This window comes from Bradyrhizobium sp. CCGB01 (genome assembly GCF_024199795.1).
In the GTDB taxonomy this organism is placed as follows: domain Bacteria; phylum Pseudomonadota; class Alphaproteobacteria; order Rhizobiales; family Xanthobacteraceae; genus Bradyrhizobium.
Genome location: NZ_JANADK010000001.1, coordinates 6,472,330 through 6,491,650, shown reverse-complemented (window position 1 = coordinate 6,491,650; position 19,321 = coordinate 6,472,330). Strand labels below are relative to the sequence as shown.

The window sequence follows — 19,321 nt, the reverse complement described above, 5'->3', positions numbered from 1 at the left end:
GGCTCCAGGACCATGCCGACGCCCATTCTCGATTTCGACGCCCTCGCGCAAGCCATCTCAGGCCGCACGGTCCTGTGCGTCGGCGACATCATGCTGGACGAATTCGTCTATGGCGAGGTGTCGCGAATCTCGCCGGAAGCGCCGGCGCCGGTGATTGCCGCGCAGCGCAGCGAGATCCATATCGGCGGCGCCGGCAACGTCGCGCGCAACATCGCTTCGCTCGGCGCGCGCTGCATCTTCGTCGGCCTCGTCGGCGAGGACGATGCCGGTGCACGGCTCAAGGCCGCGCTCGCTGAGCACGACGGCATCGAAAGCGTGCTGGTGTGCGATCCGTCGCGGCCGACCACGCGCAAGGTCCGCTTCGTCTCCGAGCATTTTTCCACGCATATGCTGCGCGCCGATTGGGAGCATGCGGCGCCTGCCTCCGACGACATCGAGACCGGGCTGATCGAAGCAATCCTGCCGCAGATCGCGCGCGCCGACATCGTGCTGCTGTCCGACTATGCCAAGGGCGTGCTGACCGCGCGCGTGATCCGCCACGCGATCGACGCCGCGCGAAAGCTCGGCAAGCCCGTGATCGTCGATCCCAAGAGCCTGAACTGGGCGATCTATCGCGGCGCCACGCTGCTCACGCCCAATCGCAAGGAGTTTTCAGAGGCGACACGGAGCCGCGCCGATACGCCGCAGAGCATCGTCGACGCCAGTGAGGACGTGATGCGGCTCGCCGATTGCGAGGCGATCCTGGTCACGCAAGGCGAGCACGGCATGACGCTGGTGCCGCGCAACGGCGAGGCCGTTCATGTTCCCGCCGTCCCCGTGAAGGTGCGCGACGTCTCCGGCGCGGGTGACACGGTCGCAGCGGCCCTCGCGGTCTCGCTCGCCGCAGGCGCGGACTGGGACACGGCCCTGCGCATGGCCAATGCCGCCGCTGCCGTCGCCGTCGGCAAGCAGGGCACGGCCAGCGTGAGCGCGGCCGAGTTGCGCCGAAAGATCCTGCCGCATGCCTATCTCGCTGCGGAGGAGAAGATCTTGCTCGAGCCTGATGCGCTTGAGGCGCATCTCGCCGAGTGGAAGAGGCAGGGCCTGCGCGTCGGCTTCACCAACGGTTGCTTCGACATCCTGCATCCCGGCCACGTCAAGGTGCTGACCGCGGCGCGCGCCGCCTGCGACCGCCTGATCGTGGGCCTCAACAGCGATGCCTCGGTGCGGCGGCTGAAGGGCGCCGATCGCCCCGTTCAGGACGAGCGGGCGCGTGCGGAGGTGCTCGCGGCGCTCGAAGCCGTCGATCTCGTCGTCATATTCGAGGAGGACACGCCGATCGACCTGATCACCCGGATCAAGCCGAGCGCGCTGGTCAAGGGCGGCGATTACACCCGCGAGCAGGTGGTCGGCCATGAAGTCGTCGAAGCCGCCGGCGGAACGGTCGTGCTGGTCGACATCCTCCACGGTTTCAGCACGACCGCACTGGTTCATCGCGCGCGGGGAGGGGGCAAGTGACGACGCTTGTCCGGGAGACGACCTTCCAGATGCTGGCGCGGCGCCTGCGCAGCCCGGCGGCGTGGTGCGAGACGGCCGACCTGTTCGCGATCCTGACCGTGGCGTCGCTGCCCTGGTCGACCTCGCTCGCTGCGATCTTCAACGCCGCGTTCCTGGTCTGCATGGTGCCGTTTCTCGACATCCGCGCATTCCTACAATCGCTGAAGCGCCCGATCGCAGCGGCGCCGATCGCGCTGGTCCTGCTCGCGCTGGTGGGCACGTTGTGGTCGGATGCGGCCTGGGGCGCGCGCATCTATGCGCTCAGCCCGACCGTCAAGCTGCTCGTGCTACCGGTCTTCCTCTATCATTTCGAGCGCTCGCCGCGCGGCCAATGGATCTTCATCGCCTTCCTGGTGTCCTGCGCGCTGCTGTCGGTGATGTCGTGGCTGGTCGCTTTCTATCCTGGCCTGACGCTGAAGTCCGACCACCTCGAGCGCGGGATCTTCGTCAAGAACTACATCAACCAAAGCCAGGAATTCACGCTGTGCGCGGTCGCGCTCGCTTATCCGATCGTGATGCTGCTGCGTGAGAAGCGATACTGGCTTGCCGGACTCCTGACGGCGCTGGCGCTGAGCTTCTTCGTCAACATGGCCTTCGTGGTGGTATCGCGCACCGCGCTCGTCACTGTTCCGATCATGGCCGCCGTGTTCGCGGTGCTTCATTTGAGGTGGCGCAGCATCGCCATCCTCTGCGTTGCGCTGATCGCCGGGACCGCCGTCGCCTGGCAGGCCTCACCGCAACTCCGCAAGACCGCAGACACGTTTTCGAGCGACTACCGGCTCTACATGGAGGAGAACGTCCCAACGTCCATGGGCGAACGCCTCGAATATTGGCGGCATTCGGCGCGGTTCTTCGTGCAGGCTCCGCTTGCGGGGCATGGTACCGGCTCCTCGCAGGGATTGTTCGAGCGAGCTTCCAAGCAGCCCTCCTGGGTTCCGGGCGTGAGGGTCTTTCCGAATCCGCATAACCAGACGCTGCATGTCGCCGTGCAATGGGGCGCCATCGGCATCGTCGTTCTCTACGCGATCTGGATCTCTCACTTCCTGCTGTTTCGCGGCGACGGGTTCGCCAGATGGATCGGGCTGCTGGTCGTTGTCCAGAACGTCTTCACCTCGCTGCTCAACTCCCATCTGTTCGACTTCCACGAGGGGTGGATGTACGTCATCGGCGTCGGCGTTGCCGGCGGCATGGTGATCCGGGCACAACAGGGCGAGGTGAAGGTGGGGGAAGCGGGTTCCTGAACGGCCGCGCGGCTGGCAACTCTTGTCGAGATGGGCTATCAGCGCGGTCAGGTTGCACCCAACGGGATTTTCATCGGTCGGCGGATGACGCGTCTCTCGCATCTCACTTTGCGCAATTTCATGATCGCGCTCCACGACGTGCTGGCGACGACGGCGGCGCTGTTCGCAGCTTTCTATCTGCGTTTCGAGGGCGGCGACGGCTTCTACGACCGCCTGCCGCTGCTGTTCCAGATCCTGCCTTACTTCCTCGCCTTCAGCGTGGTCGTGTTCTTCCTGTTCAACCTGACCACGACGAAATGGCGCTTCATCTCGCTGCCGGACGCGTTGAACATCATCCGTGTCGCAACCGTGCTGACGGTTGCCCTGCTCGCGCTCGACTACATCTTCGTCGCTCCCAATGTCCGCGGCGCCTTCTTCCTCGGCAAGGTGACGATCGTCCTCTATTGGTTCCTCGAGATCGCCTCCCTCAGCGCGCTGCGCATGGCCTATCGTTACTTCCGCTATACGCGGGTGCGGCGTCATGCCCGTACCGAGAATGCTGCGCCGATGCTGCTGATCGGCCGCGCCGCGGATGCCGAGGTGCTGCTGCGCGGTATTGAGAGCGGGGCGATCAAGCGCATCTGGCCGGTCGGCGTGCTGTCGCCGTCGAGCTCGGATCGCGGCCAGCTCATCCGCAACGTGCCGGTGCTGGGCGGCGTTGACGACATCGAGGACGTGATCGCCGACTTCGCCAATCGCAACAAGGCCATCGCGCGCATCGTGATGACGCCGTCGGCGTTCGAGCCCGAAGCGCATCCGGAATCGATCCTGATGCGGGCGCGCAAGCTGGGTGTGATCGTCAACCGCATGCCCTCGCTGGAGAGCGGCGATACGCCGCGACTCACGGCAGTCGCGGTCGAGGACCTCCTGCTGCGGCCGAGCGAGACAATCGACTATGCGCGCCTCGAAGCCCTCATCAAGGGCAAGGCGGTGATCGTCACCGGCGGCGGCGGCTCGATCGGCTCCGAGATCTGCGAGCGCGTCGTCGCCTTCGGCGCCGCGCGCCTCTTGATCGTGGAAAATTCCGAGCCGGCGCTCTACGCGGTTACGGAGGCGCTCGCTGCGAACGGCACGGCTGCCGAGATCGAAGGACGGATCGCCGACATCCGCGACCGCGAGCGGATCATGCGCCTGATGGCGGAGTTCAAGCCGCACATCGTGTTCCACGCCGCCGCGCTCAAGCACGTGCCGATCCTGGAGCGCGACTGGAGCGAGGGCGTCAAGACCAACATCTTCGGCTCGATCAACGTTGCCGATGCGGCGCACAGCGCCGGCGCCGAAGCCATGGTGATGATCTCGACCGACAAGGCGATCGAGCCGGTGTCGATGCTCGGTCTCACCAAGCGCTTCGCCGAGATGTACTGCCAGGCGCTCGACCACGATCTTGTCGCGGGGAGCGGCGGTGCGAGGCCGCCGATGCGGCTGATCTCCGTACGGTTCGGCAACGTGCTGGCGTCGAACGGCTCGGTGGTGCCGAAGTTCAAGGCCCAGATCGAGGCTGGCGGCCCCGTGACGGTGACCCATCCCGACATGGTCCGCTACTTCATGACCATCCGCGAGGCCTGCGATCTCGTCATCACGGCGGCAACGCATGCGCTCGGAACGCAGCGTCCCGATGTCTCGGTCTACGTGCTCAACATGGGCCAGCCCGTGAAGATCGTCGATCTCGCCGAGCGCATGATCCGCCTCTCGGGCCTCCAGCCCGGCTACGATATCGAGATCGTGTTCACCGGCATGCGGCCGGGTGAGCGCCTGCACGAGATCCTGTTCGCCTCCGAGGAGCCGACCCGCGAGATCGGCGTCGCCGGAATCATGGCCGCGCAGCCGAACGAGCCGCCGATGCAGACGCTGCGCAAATGGATCGCTGCGCTGGAGCAGGCGATCGCGCGGGACGATAGGGCCACGATCAAGACCATCCTGAAGGATGCGGTTCCGGAATTCGGATCGACCGCGGCCTGACCATGCAGTCTCAAGGCAAGATCGTCGTCGCGAGCCAGCATTATCCGCCTGATCCGAGCACGACGGCGGCGATCATGGCCGAAATCGCCTGCCGCATCGCTGGGGATCACGACGTCGTGGTGCTGTCGGGCTCATCGGGCGCATTGCCTGATTCGCAGGTCGGCCCGGGCAAGCCGCACGTCGTTGTCGTCAAGAACAAGATGGCGGGAAAGGCCGCATTGGTCCGGCGCGGCTTGTCCGAGCTGCTGTTCGCGGCGCGGACGTTCTTCGTGTTGACCCGGGCGCTGCGGCGAGGGGACGTCGTGCTCACCGTCACCGCGCCGTTCATGCTGCCTTATGCCGTTGCCGCAGCAGCGAAGGTCAAGGGCGCGCGCTCGGCGCTGATCATGCACGACCTCTTCCCCGACGTGCTGGTGATGGCCGGCCTCCTGAAGCCCGGTTCGATCGTGACGCGGGCGATGCGCGCCGCCAACAGCCTGATGTTCCGCGCGCTCAATGCCGTCATCACCATCGGCCGCGATGCCGAGCGGCCGCTGCTGAGCTATTCCGGGATGACGCGGAACAAGATCCGCTTCATTCCGAACTGGGCGACGCTCGTGCCCGGGGCGCGTCCGATCACGTTGGATAATCCGTTCCGCAAGGCAATCTCGGCGCGTTTCATCGTCGGCCTCTCGGGCAATCTCGGCTTCACCCATGATCCGGAGATCGTTTTCGAGGCGGCGCGCCTCCTGAAGGACGAGCCGGGCATTCACTTCCTGTTCTCGGGCTGGGGCATCGGCTTCGAGCGGCTGAAGCAGTTGCAGACTGAGGCGAACCTTGCCAATGTCAGCTTCGTGCCGCGCGTCGAGGATGCCGAGCTCGAGGCGTTCCTGGCGGCCGCCAATCTCTGGATCATTCCGTACCGGAAAGACGTTGCAGGGGTGTCGGTGCCGAGCCGGTTCTACAACCTGCTGGCAGTCGGCCGTCCGGTCGCGCTGATCTCCGAGCCGGAGGCCGAGGCCGCTTTGACCGTGGTGGAGAATGGGCTCGGCTGGGTGGTGTCGCCGGGCCGCGCCGATCAGCTCGCCGACGCGATCCGCGCGGCGTCCCGTTCCGAGGATGCCGCCATGGCCGAGCGCGCGGTCAAGGCGGCAGCGAGATTCGACCGGACGATTGCGATGAACGCCTATGCCGGCCTGATCGACGAATTGTTGCGCAATCCTGTTCTGGCGGAGCAACGATGAGCGAGCGGAAACCAGTCGTGCTGATCACGGGAGCCAGCGGCTTCGTCGGCCGTCACGTCGCGCCCGCGCTGGCGCGCGAGGGATGGTCGGTCCGGCGTGCGGTGCGCAGCCCGGAAGGGATCGACGACGAGGTCGTGATCGAATCGATCGGTCCCGAAACCGATTGGCAGGCCACGCTCGACGGCGTCGACGCGGTGGTTCACCTCGCCGCGCGCGTGCATCACAAGCACGAGAGCACGCGGTCCAGCTCTACCGCAACGTCAACATCGCCGGCACGCTGCACCTGGCGCGCTCCGCGGCGAGCGCGGGCGTGCGCCAGTTCATCTTCGTCAGCACCGTTCTCGTGCACGGCCGCAGCAATGAAGGCCGTGCGCCGTTCAGCGAGGACGACATCCTCACGCCGCGCGGCCTCTACGGCATGTCCAAGGCCGCGGCCGAGGCCGGCCTGAAGACGCTGGCGCGCGACAGCGCCATGAAGATTTCGGTGATCCGGCCGCCGCTGGTCTATGGCGCGGGTGCCAAGGGCAATTTCGCGCTGCTGACACGCGCGGTGAATCTGGGACTGCCGCTGCCCTTTGCGGCGATCCGCAATCATCGCGCGTTCCTGGCCGTGCAGAACCTGTCGTCGTTCATCCTGCGCCGGCTCGCGCACCCGGATCCTGCGAGCAATTTCGAGATCTTCCTGGTCGCCGACAGGGAGCAGGTCTCGACGCCCGAATTCATCGAGCGGCTGGCGAAGGCCGCCGGCAAGAACACGCGGATGTTCGGCATGCCGCCGGACCTGCTTTCAACGCTGCTCAGCGTGATGGGCCGGCAGGACACGCATGACAGCCTGATCGGCTCGCTCGAGCTCAACCTCTCCAAGGCGATCGCAACCGGCTGGCAGCCGCAAGTCACCCTCGACGAGGGCCTGCGGCTCGCGCTGTCCGCTCAGGAGAATTGAGGGCGGGAGAACCGCCGAAGTACGAAAGCGATCGCGACGGCGCCTGCGACAAGCGCGGGCAATGTGACCGCCATCGAGCCGGCGCGAACGGTGGCGATGGCAAGCACGGCCAGCGCGAGGTTGAGCGCGAAGACCTCGCCGACCACCCGCGGGACCGCAAAACCATTGTCGGTCGCTCGCTGATAGAAGTGCGAGCGATGCGCCGACCAGAACTGCTCGCGGCGCGCGATGCGCCGAATCAGCGTGATGGTGGAATCCGCGAGATAATAGGCTGGCAGCAGCAGCGCCGCGGCGGGTTGCCCGTGCCAGGCGAGCTCCAGCAGGCACCATCCGAGCAGAAGGCCGATCGGCAGGCTGCCGACGTCGCCCAAAAATACTCTTGCGACAGGCTTGTTGAACGGCGCAAAGCCGAGCATGGCACCGCACAGCGCCGTGGCGATCAGCACGCTGGGCCATGAGAGGTCACCGAGCCATCCGAGCAGCAGCAGCGCCGCGGTCACCGGCACCACTTCCGCCACCGTCATCAGGTCGAGCCCGTCCATGAAGTTGACGAGGTTCACGAACCAGACACCGGCGAGCAGGATCAGGCCGCGCTCCAGCGCGAGCGGCAGCGCCGGGACGATCCGCGCGGTCTCGGGCGCGGTGAACACGACCGCGCCGACGCAGGCTGCTTGCAGCACCAGCCGCACCAGCACCGGAAGCGACACGATATCGTCGGCGAACCCGACCAGCGCGATCACGATCGTCGCAATGACGAGCGCGGGGGGGATCGGAACGTTCGCCCAGACCGCCCACGCCGACGTGACGACGAGCGTCGCGGCGATCACCGCGATGCCCGCGCCTTGCGGCGTCGGAATGCGGTGCGAGGAGCGCGCATTCGGCCGCGCCAGCGCGTAGCGCTGGAGCAGGGGACGGCTGGCCCAGGTGATGAAGGCCGATATCAGTGCGGCAATCGCGAGGGCAAGCAGCGAAGGCGCGGCGGCAACGGCATCAGTGACCGGGCTCACTCCGGTACCCCGAGCTGCGCCGACCCCTGCGCCGCCTTTTCCGCGCTCAGGATCCAGACCAAGCCGCCGATCGCGCCGACGATGAACAACACCGCGCCGAACAACAGCGAAATGTTGACGCCTTCGTTGGACGACAGCCCGGCGAAGCCGAAGGCCAGCCCCATGGTCGCCTCGCGCACGCCCCAGCCGGCGATCGAGATCGGCATCAGGGTGATCAGCATGATCGGCGGGATGAGCAGGAAGGTCTGGCCGAAGCTGACCGGTGCGGCGATCGACTGCACCACGCACCAGGCAATGACGACGGCGAGCACGTGAACGAGCAACGACAGGACCGCGATGATCGGCCCGCGCGTCGGGCTGAAGATCACGCGGTTGGCGATCACGGCGCAGGCGTGGATGTGGTGCGTAGCCCACCAGGTCTTGAGCCAGGGCCACTTCAGCGCGCCGAAGATCAGGAAGCCGATGCCCCCCGCGAGTGCGGCGAGGTCGACGAGCAGCAGCGCAGAGCGCCCGTGCGGATCGGTGATCAGATCGTAGCTCCAGGGCAGGCTTGCGACGACGACGATCGCGAGCGCGACGAGGCCGATCGCGCGATCGACGAAGATGGAATAGGTGGCCGCGCGCCATCCGGCGCCGGCGCGCGCCACCAGCCAAAGCCGGACCGCATCGCCGCCGATCGCCGACGGCAGCGTCTGGTTGAAGAACGCGCCGATCACGTTGTAGCGCATGGCGCGGGCGAGCTCGAGCGGCGCGCCGCATGCGGCGCTGACCTCGCGCCAGCGCAGCACGCCGACGAAGATTTGCAGGAACGTCACCGCGATCGCCGCGCCGATCCAGAACAGGCTGGTCGCGGTGAAGCGCGAAAACAGCTCGGTCAGATCGACCTTGCGCAGCGCCAGATAGAGCAGCGCTCCGGAAATCAGGATTTTGGCCGTCGAAAGCAGGATTCGGCGCATCTCGCCCGCATGAACAGGGTTTGCGAAGATTTGAGGCAACCCGACGCAGGGCGCCGAATTCGGCCGCTTTGGTATGGTCTTGGCGCCGATCTTGCAATAGCTGTCTCTCGGGCTATTGCGACCCCCTCGCTGGCGCGGCTAAAGAGGGGCTGCGGGCGAGAGATCCCTTGGGAACAGGATGACGGATCAGGCGATTTTGGTCACCGGTGCCGCCGGGTTCATCGGCTTTCACGTCGCCCGGCAGCTTCTGGCTGAAGGCCGGCCCGTGGTCGGGCTCGACAATCTCAACAGCTATTACGATCCGGCGCTGAAACAGGCGCGCCTGGCGCTGTTGCGGAGCGATTCCCGCTTTTCCTTCGTCGAGGCCGATCTTGCCGACCGCGACACCATCGCGGCACTGTTTGCGCGACACCGATTTGCCAAAGTCGTGCATCTCGCGGCCCAGGCCGGCGTGCGCTACTCGATCGAGCGACCGCAAACTTACGCCGATTCCAATCTGTCGGGCTTCCTCAACGTGCTCGAGGGCTGCCGCAACAACTCTTGTCGTCATCTCGTCTACGCCTCGTCATCCTCCGTTTATGGCGCCAACACTAAACTGCCATTTGCCGTGCAGGACCGCACCGACCATCCCGTGAGCTTCTATGCCGCGACCAAGAAGGCGAACGAGATGATGGCGCAGTCCTACAGCCATCTCTACCGGCTGCCGGTCACGGGCCTGCGCTTCTTCACCATCTACGGTCCGTGGGGACGGCCGGACATGGCTATGTTTCTGTTCGTGAACGCCATCATGGCGGACAAGCCGATCCGGCTCTTTAACCATGGCAAAATGCGCCGCGACTTCACCTATATTGACGACGTCACCCGCGTAGTGTCCAAGCTCATCGATCGGGTGCCCGCGGATGACCCGGCTGCCGCAAATGCGCCGTCTAAGGTCTACAATGTCGGCAACCACCATCCGGAAGAGCTGATGCATGTCGTCGGACTTCTGGAGCAGGAGCTGGGTCGGACGGCGATCAAAGAATTGCTGCCGATGCAGCCGGGAGACGTTTTGGAAACGTTCGCGGATGTCGAGGACCTGATGCGCGATACCGGCTTTGCACCGTCAACGCCGATCGCGCACGGGGTTCGTAATTTTGTCACCTGGTATCGGGACTACTTCAAGGTTTGAAATGACGATGGACAAACGCATTATCCCCCTGATCATGTGCGGCGGTGCCGGCACGCGGCTGTGGCCGGCCTCGCGCGAGGTGCGCCCCAAGCAGTTCCTGCCGTTGTTCGGCACGCGCTCGACCTTCCAGGACACGCTGCTGCGCGTGTCCGATGCCTCGCTGTTCGATCGTCCGATCGTCATCACCAATGCGTCCTATCGCTTCATGGTGCTGGAGCAACTCGCCGAGATCGGCATCGAGGCCGACGTGATCCTCGAGCCGATGCGGCGCGATTCCGGCCCCGCGATCGCCGCGGGCGCGGTGTTCGCGCAGAACCGCTCCGGTGAAGCGATCGTGCTCGCGCTCGCCGCCGACCACGTGGTGCAGGACAATGCGGCTTTCGTCGCGGCGTGCCGCGAAGGCCTCACCGCCGCGAGCGCCGGGCGCATCGTCACCTTCGGCGTCAAGCCGGAGCGGCCGGCGACCGAATACGGCTATATCAGCCCGGGCGAGGTGATCTCCGGCGAGGTGCACGCCGTCGCGCGCTTCGTCGAAAAGCCTGATGCCGTGAAGGCGGCCGACTACGTCAGCTCGGGCTATCTCTGGAACAGCGGCAACTTCATGTTCCCGGCCACCGTCCTGCTCGACGAATATCGCAGGGTCGACGCGGCAAGCGTCGAGGCGATCTCCAATGCCGTCGCCAATGCGGGCCGCGATCTCGGCTTCGTGACGCTGGAGCCCGAGGCGTTCGGCGCGGCGAAGGCGATCTCGATCGACTATGCGGTGATGGAGAAGACCTCGCGCGCTGCGGTCGTGCCCGTGTCCTGCGGCTGGTCCGACGTCGGCTCCTGGCACGCGGTGTGGGAATTGTCGGACAAGGACGCGCAAGGCAACGCGTCGCACGGCACTGCCGTGTTCGAGGACTCGCGCAACTGCAACGTCACCACCGACCAGGCGCTGGTCGCGCTCGAAGGCGTCGACGATCTCGTCGTGGTCGCCACCGCGGATGCGGTGCTGGTCTCGCGCCAGAAGGACGCCAACGGCCTGAAGCGGCTCGTCACCAAGCTCAAGACGGTCGCGCCGAAGGTCACCGAGGAGCATCTCAAAGTGCACCGGCCCTGGGGCAGCTATCAGTCCGTCGACAACGGCGAGCGTCACCAGGTCAAGCGCATCGTGGTGAAGCCGGGCGGGCGGCTGTCGCTGCAGAAGCATCATCATCGCGCCGAGCACTGGATCGTCGTGCGCGGCGCCGCCCGGGTCACCGTCAACGAGACCGTGAAGACGGTGCATGAGAACGAGTCGATCTACATCCCGATGGGCGCGGTGCACCGGATGGAGAACCCCGGTAAAATCATGCTGGAACTCATCGAGGTCCAGACCGGAAGCTATCTCGGGGAAGACGACATCATCCGGATTGAAGACGACTATCAAAGGTCGTAACCAGCAAACTCCGAATCACGCGACCCGGGCCGAAAAGGCGGTCTCTTTTCGGCCTAAGGCCCGGGTAACGTGTAATTTTTTGAATCAAATCGTGTCCGGATCGCTAGGCCGGCATTCGCCACAAATGTGGCGCCCGTGCTAGAAGCGGCCCGGGGATTTGTGTTGAATCGGGGTTTACTCAGATGAGTTCCAAAGGCTCTGCACCGGCAAAGGCCGGCTTGCGCGTCGGCGTCATTGGCGCGGGCGTGATGGGCAGCAACCATGCGCGCGTGCTCAGCGGGCTTCCCGGCGTCAGCCTGGTCGGCATCGTCGATCCTTCGCCGACGCACCGCACGCGCACCACCGAGCTTGCCAGCTGCCGGGGCTTCGAGACCCTCGACCAGCTCTTCGCCGAAGGCGTCGATGCCGTCACCATCGCGGCGCCGACCCATCTGCATCACGAGGTCGCGCTCGCCTGCATCGCCAAGAACATCCACGTGCTGGTCGAGAAGCCGATCGCCTCCACGGTCGAAGAGGGCCGCGAGATCGTCGCGGCCGCGCAGAAGGCCGGCGTGACGCTGATGATCGGCCACGTCGAGCGCTTCAATCCCGCCGTCGCCGCCGTCAAGCAGGCGATCGCGGGCGAGGATATCCTCTCCATCGCGATCACCCGCGTCGGTCCGTTCCCGCCGCGCATGTCCAATGTCGGCGTCGTCATCGACCTCGCCGTGCACGACATCGATTTGATCCGCTGGTTCACCGAATCCGACATCGTCGAGGTGCAACCGCAGCTGTCGAGCGCGGTCGCCGAGCGCGAGGACATCGCGCTGCTGCAGTTCCGCACCGCCAATGGCGTGCTCGCGCACATCAACACCAACTGGCTGACGCCGTTCAAGGCGCGCAGCGTCACGGTCGCGACCCGCGGCAAATACGTGATGGGCGATCTGTTGACGCGCCAGGTCACCGAATGCTTCGGCTTCCAGCCGGACGGCAGCTATTCGATGCGGCATCTGCCGGTCGGCCACGACGAGCCGCTCCGCGCCGAGCTGATCGCGTTCCTCAAGGCCGTGCGCGACGGCGAGACGCCGGCGGTCACGGGCGACGAAGGCGTCGCGAGCCTCGAGATCGCGACGCAGTGCCTGGAAACGCCGTCGCGGCCCGCGGCCAAGGCACCCGCCCGCACAGGCCCGCGCCGCGTCGCCGGCTGAACCCTTTCCATGTCGACTTCTCAAACTTCGCAAGAAAATCAGCAAGGCGCCATGAACCAGCATCTGCGTTCCGAACCCATCCCCTTCATCGACGTCGCCTCACAGCGCCGCCGGCTCGGCGACGCGCTCGATGCCGCCGTCAAGCGCGTGCTCGACCATTGCCAGTTCGTCAACGGCCCTGAAGTCGCCGAGCTCGAGAAGCAGCTTGCGGCCTATAGCGGCGCCAAGCATGTGATCGGTTGCGCCAGCGGCACCGACGCGATCCTGATGGTGATGATGGCGAAGAATGTCGGGCCCGGCGATGCCGTGTTCTGTCCGTCCTTCACCTTCATCGCGACCGCTTCGCCGGTGGCGCGGACCGGCGCGACGCCGGTCTATGTGGATGTGGATGAGACCACCTTCAACATGAGCCCTGAGTCGCTGAAGCGCGGCATCGCGACCGCTCGCAAGGCCGGCCTGAAGCCCGTTGCAGTGATTCCGGTTGATTTGTTCGGCCAGCCCGCCGATCACGATGCCATCGCCGAGATCGCGAAGGCCGAAGGCCTGTTCGTGCTCGATGACGCAGCCCAGGGCTTTGGCGCGAGCTACAAGGGCCGTAAGCTCGGCACCTTCGGGCTCGCCACTGCGACCAGCTTCTTCCCCGCAAAGCCGCTCGGCTGTTTTGGTGACGGTGGTGCGATCTTCACCGATGACGACGAACTCGCGGCAACGCTGCGCAGCATCCGCGTGCACGGGCAGGGTGTCGACAAATACGACAACGTCCGCCTCGGCCTGACCGGCCGGATCGACACCATGCAGGCCGCGATCCTGATCGAGAAGCTGAAGATCTTTGACGACGAGATCGCCGCCCGGAACAAGGTTGCCGAACGCTACGCGCGCGGCCTGAGCAACGTGGTCGCCGTGCCGCGTCTGGCGCCGGGCAATACCTCGGTCTGGGCGCAGTACACGATTCGCCTGCCTCAAGGTACCGACCGCGACGGTTTCGCTGCCGCGCTAAAAGCCCAGGGCGTGCCGACCGCGATCTATTACGGCAAGTCGATGCACCAGCAGACCGCCTACAAGCAGTATCCGGTCGCCGAGGGCGGGTTGCCGGCCTGCGAGAGCCTGTCGCAGGACGTCATCAGCCTGCCGATGCACGCCTACCTGACCGAAGCCGATCAGGAGCGAATCATCGCCGCCGTGCGCGGCGCGCTTGCGGCCTGATTTCGCCGTTTTTGCTGTTCTTGCCCTCTCCCACGAGGGGAGAGGGCGCAACAACGCGCATCGCAGGGCGTCATCCGACTTCAACCGTCTTTTTTGATCACATCAGACGTCGAAGTCTTATCGATCGACCGATTCGTCTCTAAAACAGACGCATGCTCGGACGCATCTTCACGGTCGGTGGTTACACGCTGCTCTCGCGGCTGACGGGATTTGCCCGCGACATCATGCTCGCGGCGATCCTCGGCGCCGGCCCCGTGGCCGACGCCTTTTTTGTGGCGCTGCGGCTGCCCAACCATTTCCGCGCGATCTTCGCGGAAGGCGCCTTCAACGCCGCCTGGGTGCCGGCCTATGCGCATGTCCATGGCGAGCGCGGGGAGGGGGCGGCAAAACTGTTCGCCGACCGTATCTTCACGCTGCTGCTGGCCTCGCAAATCGTGCTGCTGATCGTCGCCTGGCTGTTCATGCCGCAAGCCATGAGCATTCTTGCGCCGGGCTTTTCCGAGGATGCCGAGCAGCGCAAGCTCGCGATCGAACTGACCCGGATCACGTTTCCCTATCTGTTGCTGATCACGCTGGTGACGCTCTACGGCGGCATGCTCAACGTGATGCAGCGCTTTGCGAGCGCAGCCGCCGCGTCGATCTTCCTCAACGTCGCGATGATGATGACGCTGGCGCTCGCCGCCTGGTTTCCGACCGCGGGCCATGCCGCGGCATGGGGCGTGCTGATCTCGGGCTTCCTGCAATATTTCCTGCTCGCGGGCGACCTCGCGCGCCATGGCGGCCTGCCGCGCTTTGCGCCGCTGAAGCTCGACGAAGACGTCCGCGGCTTCTTCAAGGCGTTGGGCCCCGCGACGCTGGGCTCGATGGGCACGCAGGTGGCGATGTTCGCCGATACCATCATCGCGACGTTCCTGCCCGCCGGCGCGTTGTCGGCGCTCTATTACGCGGACCGGTTGTATCAGCTGCCGATCGGCGTGATCGGCATTGCGATCGGCACCGTGCTGCTGCCGGAGATGTCGCGCCGGTTGACGGCCAACGATCATGACGGTGCGATGAAGGCGCAGCGCCGCGCCTTCGATTACACGCTGCTGTTTTCGATACCGTTCGTGGCCGCCTTCATCACCGTGCCCGATGCGATCATGCGGGCTCTGTTTGCTCACGGTGCTTTCTCCAAGGCGGATGCGGCTGCCGCTGGGGCAACACTGGCGGCCTATGCGATTGCCCTGATTCCGGCCGTGCTGATCCGCAGTGCGGTCGCCACCTTCTATGCGCGCAAGGATACAGCGACGCCGGTCCGCGCTTCGCTGACGGGCATTGCCGTCAACGTCGCGCTGAAGTTCGCATTGATGGGAACGCTTGCGCAGATCGGCCTTGCGCTTGCGACCGCCGTCGGCATCTGGACCAATCTGCTGCTGGTGCTGTTCTTCGCCGTGCGGCGGGGGTTTTTCGTGCTGGACCGCGCCTGGCTGGTGTCGCTCGCCAAATTCCTGCTGAGCGGCATCATCGTCGCTGCCGCCCTCTGGCTGATCGCGCGCTTCGGCGGCGCCTATCTGGCCTCGACGCGCTTCCACGACGAATTGACGCTGCTCCTGCTGGCCGTCGGGGGCACGATCGTCTACGCGCTCGCGATCCTCGTGCTGTTCGGCCGCCGCTGGCTGGTTTCGCTGGTGCGCGGCTAATGCGTCGGAGCGACGTGCTCGCCTCCAGGATGCAACGGATCGCGGCGCATCTCTTGATTTTGCACGATTGCCGTGCTATGAGCCGCCCATGATCAAATGCTCGCGCAACGTCAACTTCTCGAACATGACCCGCTTCGGCTGGGCCGTGGAAGGAGTCGTGCGCTAGGATTTCGACGACGACATCTTTTCCACCAGGCCCCGCCGGCATCGGACGGGGCCTTTTCATTTGGCCACGCTCCCTGCCGGCACAACAGCAGGAGCATGCGATGCCACCACAACAAACGAACATCACATCCGAGACGGAGCGCGATGCCGCAGGGCTTCGCTTCGACCTCTCCATCGTCTTGAGTTCGCTCAAGCGATCCTGGCGTGCGTTTCAGGCGCGGCGCCCGCGCTCGCGGGTCACCTTGCAGGACCTCAGTGACAGGGAGCTGTTGGATGTCGGCCTGACGCGCGGCGAGATCGACTACATCACGCCTGAACGAGCTATCGACAGGCTTAGGGATAGCGCGATGCAGATATGGGGCCGAGGTGTGATGTGAGCGATCATCCATTCCTGCCGATACCGTCCTGCGCTATGACAATGGAAGGACGCCGATCATGACGTCACATTCGGCCATCGCACCGTCGGAGGTGGAAATCCGACGATTGATTGTCGACGATCTGGATATCTTTCGCGAGATTCGCGCGGAGGCACTTCAGACGCACCCGCAAACGTTTGGATCGCCCGAAGAGGAGGAAGGCGGCGACGCCATGGTAGCGGCTTATCGCCATTGGCTCAGCGGCACTATCCTTGGTGCATTTGGATGCGGGAACTTGATCGGCATCGCGGGCTTTTATGTCTCAGCAGACAAGCGATCACAGCACCGAGGCCACATCTTCACGGTCTACGTAAAGGAAAAAGGTCGAGGTAACGGTGTCGGGGATCGGCTCATCAAAGAGCTTCTTGCCCGTGCCGAGGCACGTGTCGAACAGGTGCATCTTGCCGTGGTGTCGACAGCGACCGCTGCAATCAAGACCTACAAGCGCAACGGGTTCGAGATCTACGGCACCGATCCTTGTGTCGTTCGCATAGGTGAGGCCATGTATGACAATTACCTTATGATAAAGAGATTCAGCCGTTAACGTCGGCCTGGCGCGGCCCATTGGGGCAAGTTGGCAGGGACCGGGCGCGTTGAGAAGGTCCGTGGAATATCGGCCGTCTCAGGGAAACGAGCGAACTCCGGCCTTTCGCTCGATCCCGCCATGACGGGCAAGCCGTGCCTTCCCCGTCCTGCGACCAATGCGCCTTGCTAAACCCGTTTGCCTTGCCACTTTTTCCACGGCAATATGCCGGCAAAACAACCATAGGACGGGATAAGAACATGGCGGCTCCCATCAAGTTCGGCGTTGGCCAAAGCGTGCTGCGCAAGGAGGATGACGCGCTCATCCGCGGCAAGGGCCGCTATACCGACGATTACGCGCCGCAGGCCGCTTTGCGCTGCCTGATGCTGCGTTCGCCGCATGCGCATGCCAAATACACCATCGATGCCAGCCGCGCCCGTACGCTGCCCGGCGTTACGCTGATCCTGACCGCCGACGATGTTGGCGATCTCGGCAATCTGCCCTGCCTGTTCAATCTCGAGACCGATCCGTTCACCGGCCCGCCTTACCCGATCCTCGCCAAGGACGAGGTGCGCCATGTCGGTGATTCCATCGCCTTCGTGGTCGCCGAGACCATCGACCAGGCCCGCGACGCGATCGAGGCGATCGACGTCAAGTGGAGTCCGCTGCCGGCTGTGACCGGCGTCGTCAACGCCATCAAGAAGGGCGCGCCGCAGGTCTGGCCCGACAAGGCCGGCAACGTGCTGTTCGACGTCTCGATCGGCGACAAGGCTGCGACCGAAGCCGCCTTTGCGAAGGCGCATGCGGTGGCCGAAATCTCCATCGTCAATCCGCGCGTGGTCGCGAGCTTCATGGAGACGCGCGCCGCGGTCTGCGAATACGATGCCAAGAACGATCATTTGACTCTGACGATCGGCAGCCAGGGCAGCCACCGGCTGCGCGACATCCTCTGCCAGAACGTGCTGAACATCCCGACCGACAAGATGCGGGTGATCTGCCCCGACGTCGGCGGCGGCTTTGGCACGAAGCTGTTTCCGTACCGCGAATACGCCTTGATGGCAGTCGCCGCGCGAAAACTGAAGAAGGCGGTGAAATGGGCGGCCGATCGCACCGAGCATTTCATGGGCGATGCGCAGGGCCGCGACAACGTCACCACCGCCAAGATGGCGATGGCCGAGGACGGCAAATTCCTCGCCATGGATTGCGACCTGATGGGCGACATGGGCGCCTATCTGTCGACCTTCGGGCCCTACATTCCGCATGGCGGCGCCGGCATGCTGCCGGGTCTCTACGACATCCAGGCCTTCCACTGCCGGGTGCGCACCATCTTCACCCACAGCGTGCCGGTTGATGCCTATCGTGGTGCGGGACGGCCCGAAGCGGCGTATGTGATCGAACGCCTCGTCGACGCCTGCGCGCGAAAGCTCGACATGACGCCGGATGCCATCCGCCGCAAGAATTTCATCCAGCCGAAGGCGCTGCCGTACAAGACGGCCACGGGCAAGGTCTACGATTCCGGCGACTTCGCCGCGCATCTGAAGCGCGCGATGGAGATCGGCGAGTGGAAGGAATTTGGGAAGCGCGCCAAGGCGGCCAAGAAGAACGGCCTGATCCGCGGCATCGGCCTTGCGAGCTATGTCGAGATTTGCGGCGTGATGGGTGAGGAGACGGCCAACGTCCGCCTCGATCCCAGTGGCGACGTCACCGTCCTGATCGGCACGCAATCGAGCGGGCAGGGTCATCAGACCGCGTATGCGCAGATCGTCGCCGAACAGTTCGGCCTGCCGCCGGAGCGTGTGCATATCCGCCAGGGCGACACCGGCGAGATCGCGACGGGCCTCGGCACCGGTGGCTCGGCCTCGATTCCCACGGGCGGCGTCTGCGTCGAGCGGGCTACGGGCGAGCTGGGCAAGAAGCTGAGGGAGTTCGCAGCCCAGGCGCTGGAAGCGAGCGCGGGCGACCTCGAGATCACCGACGGTGTGATCCGGATCGCCGGCACCGACCGCTCGATCTCATTCGCAGACCTCGCCAAGCGGCCCGGCGCCGATCCGTCGAAGCTGAACGGCAGCGCGACCTTCGCCAGCGCCGACGGCACCTATCCCAACGGCACGCATCTGGCGGAAGTCGAGATCGACCCGGCGACCGGCATCATCAAGATCGTCAACTACGTGATCGTCGACGATTTCGGCAAGACGCTCAATCCGCTGCTTCTGGCGGGCCAGGTGCATGGCGGCGCCATGCAGGGCATCGGCCAGGCGCTGATGGAGCAGGTGGTCTATGGCGCAGGCGACGGCCAGCTCATCACGGCGACCTTCATGGACTATGCGCTGCCGCGCGCGGCTGATGGTCCGGCCTTCGTGTTCGAGACCGCCAATGTTCCCTGCAAGACCAATCCGCTGGGCGTGAAGGGGGCGGGCGAGGCCGGCGCGATCGGCTCCTGTCCGGCCGTCGTCAACGCCATCGTCGACGGGCTCTGGCGCGAATACAAGATCGACCACATCGACATGCCGGCCACACCGGAGCGGGTGTGGATCGCCATCAACGAGCACCATCGCCGTCACAGCCTGTGATCCCAAGCAAACGCGGAACGCGTTTTGCGGGGGCAAACGCGGAACGCGTTTGCGCGGCCAACCAAATCGTCCAAAGCGCGACAATT

General features: G+C 65.1%; 14 protein-coding genes and 1 pseudogene. 13 read left to right on the top strand and 2 right to left on the bottom strand.

All coding sequences use genetic code 11. The features are described from left to right. The first annotated feature begins 12 nt into the window (after positions 1-12). The 5 genes and pseudogenes from rfaE1 (at position 13) to NLM25_RS30330 (ending at position 6,941) form a co-directional block, all read left to right on the top strand. Complete coding sequence (rfaE1, locus tag NLM25_RS30355; RefSeq protein ID WP_254139433.1) at positions 13-1,497, top strand: D-glycero-beta-D-manno-heptose-7-phosphate kinase; 1,485 nt, start codon at positions 13-15, stop codon at positions 1,495-1,497. Next, the gene (locus NLM25_RS30350) at positions 1,494-2,777 is read left to right on the top strand and encodes an O-antigen ligase (RefSeq protein WP_254139432.1); all 1,284 of its coding nucleotides are present in this window, start codon (positions 1,494-1,496) and stop codon (positions 2,775-2,777) included. The genes rfaE1 and NLM25_RS30350 overlap by 4 nt, the downstream gene beginning before the upstream one ends. Positions 2,778-2,861: 84 nt before the next feature. Then, positions 2,862-4,775 carry a nucleoside-diphosphate sugar epimerase/dehydratase gene (locus NLM25_RS30345; protein WP_254139431.1) on the top strand — a complete coding sequence of 638 codons (1,914 nt, stop codon included), beginning with the start codon at positions 2,862-2,864 and terminating at the stop codon, positions 4,773-4,775. 2 nt (positions 4,776-4,777) lie between these two features. Beyond that, complete coding sequence (locus NLM25_RS30340; RefSeq protein WP_254139430.1) at positions 4,778-5,998, top strand: glycosyltransferase family 4 protein; 1,221 nt, start codon at positions 4,778-4,780, stop codon at positions 5,996-5,998. Continuing rightward, positions 5,995-6,941 (top strand): annotated as a pseudogene (locus NLM25_RS30330) (NAD-dependent epimerase/dehydratase family protein). Before NLM25_RS30340 ends, NLM25_RS30330 begins: the two are co-directional and overlap by 4 nt. Here NLM25_RS30330 and NLM25_RS30325 read toward each other — a convergent pair. Continuing rightward, positions 6,929-7,948, bottom strand: a complete 1,020-nt coding sequence (locus tag NLM25_RS30325) for a glycosyltransferase family 4 protein (RefSeq protein WP_254139428.1) — start codon at positions 7,946-7,948, stop codon at positions 6,929-6,931. The pseudogene NLM25_RS30330 and the gene NLM25_RS30325 overlap by 13 nt on opposite strands. Next, positions 7,945-8,904, bottom strand: coding sequence for a lysylphosphatidylglycerol synthase transmembrane domain-containing protein (locus NLM25_RS30320; RefSeq protein WP_254121366.1), 960 nt, complete (start codon positions 8,902-8,904; stop codon positions 7,945-7,947). The genes NLM25_RS30325 and NLM25_RS30320 overlap by 4 nt, the downstream gene beginning before the upstream one ends. A 178-nt stretch (positions 8,905-9,082) precedes the next feature. Between NLM25_RS30320 and NLM25_RS30315 the strand changes: the two genes are divergently transcribed. From NLM25_RS30315 to NLM25_RS30280, 8 genes are all read left to right on the top strand, one after another. Then, positions 9,083-10,072, top strand: coding sequence for an SDR family NAD(P)-dependent oxidoreductase (locus NLM25_RS30315; RefSeq protein ID WP_254139427.1), 990 nt, complete (start codon positions 9,083-9,085; stop codon positions 10,070-10,072). A 7-nt stretch (positions 10,073-10,079) separates the two neighbouring features. Continuing rightward, entirely contained in the window at positions 10,080-11,492 is a 1,413-nt protein-coding gene (locus NLM25_RS30310; protein WP_254139426.1) for a mannose-1-phosphate guanylyltransferase/mannose-6-phosphate isomerase, read from the top strand. 182 nt (positions 11,493-11,674) lie between these two features. Then, positions 11,675-12,679: a Gfo/Idh/MocA family protein gene (locus NLM25_RS30305; protein ID WP_254139425.1), complete on the top strand. Its 1,005-nt coding sequence runs from the start codon at positions 11,675-11,677 to the stop codon at positions 12,677-12,679. A gap of 51 nt (positions 12,680-12,730) precedes the next feature. After that, on the top strand, positions 12,731-13,882 hold the full coding sequence (locus NLM25_RS30300) for a DegT/DnrJ/EryC1/StrS aminotransferase family protein (RefSeq protein WP_254139424.1): 1,152 nt from the start codon (positions 12,731-12,733) through the stop codon (positions 13,880-13,882). A gap of 152 nt (positions 13,883-14,034) precedes the next feature. Continuing rightward, positions 14,035-15,561, top strand: coding sequence for a murein biosynthesis integral membrane protein MurJ (murJ, locus tag NLM25_RS30295; RefSeq protein ID WP_254139423.1), 1,527 nt, complete (start codon positions 14,035-14,037; stop codon positions 15,559-15,561). A gap of 266 nt (positions 15,562-15,827) precedes the next feature. Next, positions 15,828-16,103: a DUF1127 domain-containing protein gene (locus tag NLM25_RS30290; RefSeq protein ID WP_254139422.1), complete on the top strand. Its 276-nt coding sequence runs from the start codon at positions 15,828-15,830 to the stop codon at positions 16,101-16,103. Positions 16,104-16,161: 58 nt separating this feature from the next. Further along, on the top strand, positions 16,162-16,686 hold the full coding sequence (locus NLM25_RS30285; protein WP_254139421.1) for a GNAT family N-acetyltransferase: 525 nt from the start codon (positions 16,162-16,164) through the stop codon (positions 16,684-16,686). Positions 16,687-16,925: 239 nt separating this feature from the next. Beyond that, positions 16,926-19,235, top strand: coding sequence for a xanthine dehydrogenase family protein molybdopterin-binding subunit (locus NLM25_RS30280; protein WP_254139420.1), 2,310 nt, complete (start codon positions 16,926-16,928; stop codon positions 19,233-19,235). The last annotated feature ends 86 nt before the right edge of the window (positions 19,236-19,321 follow it).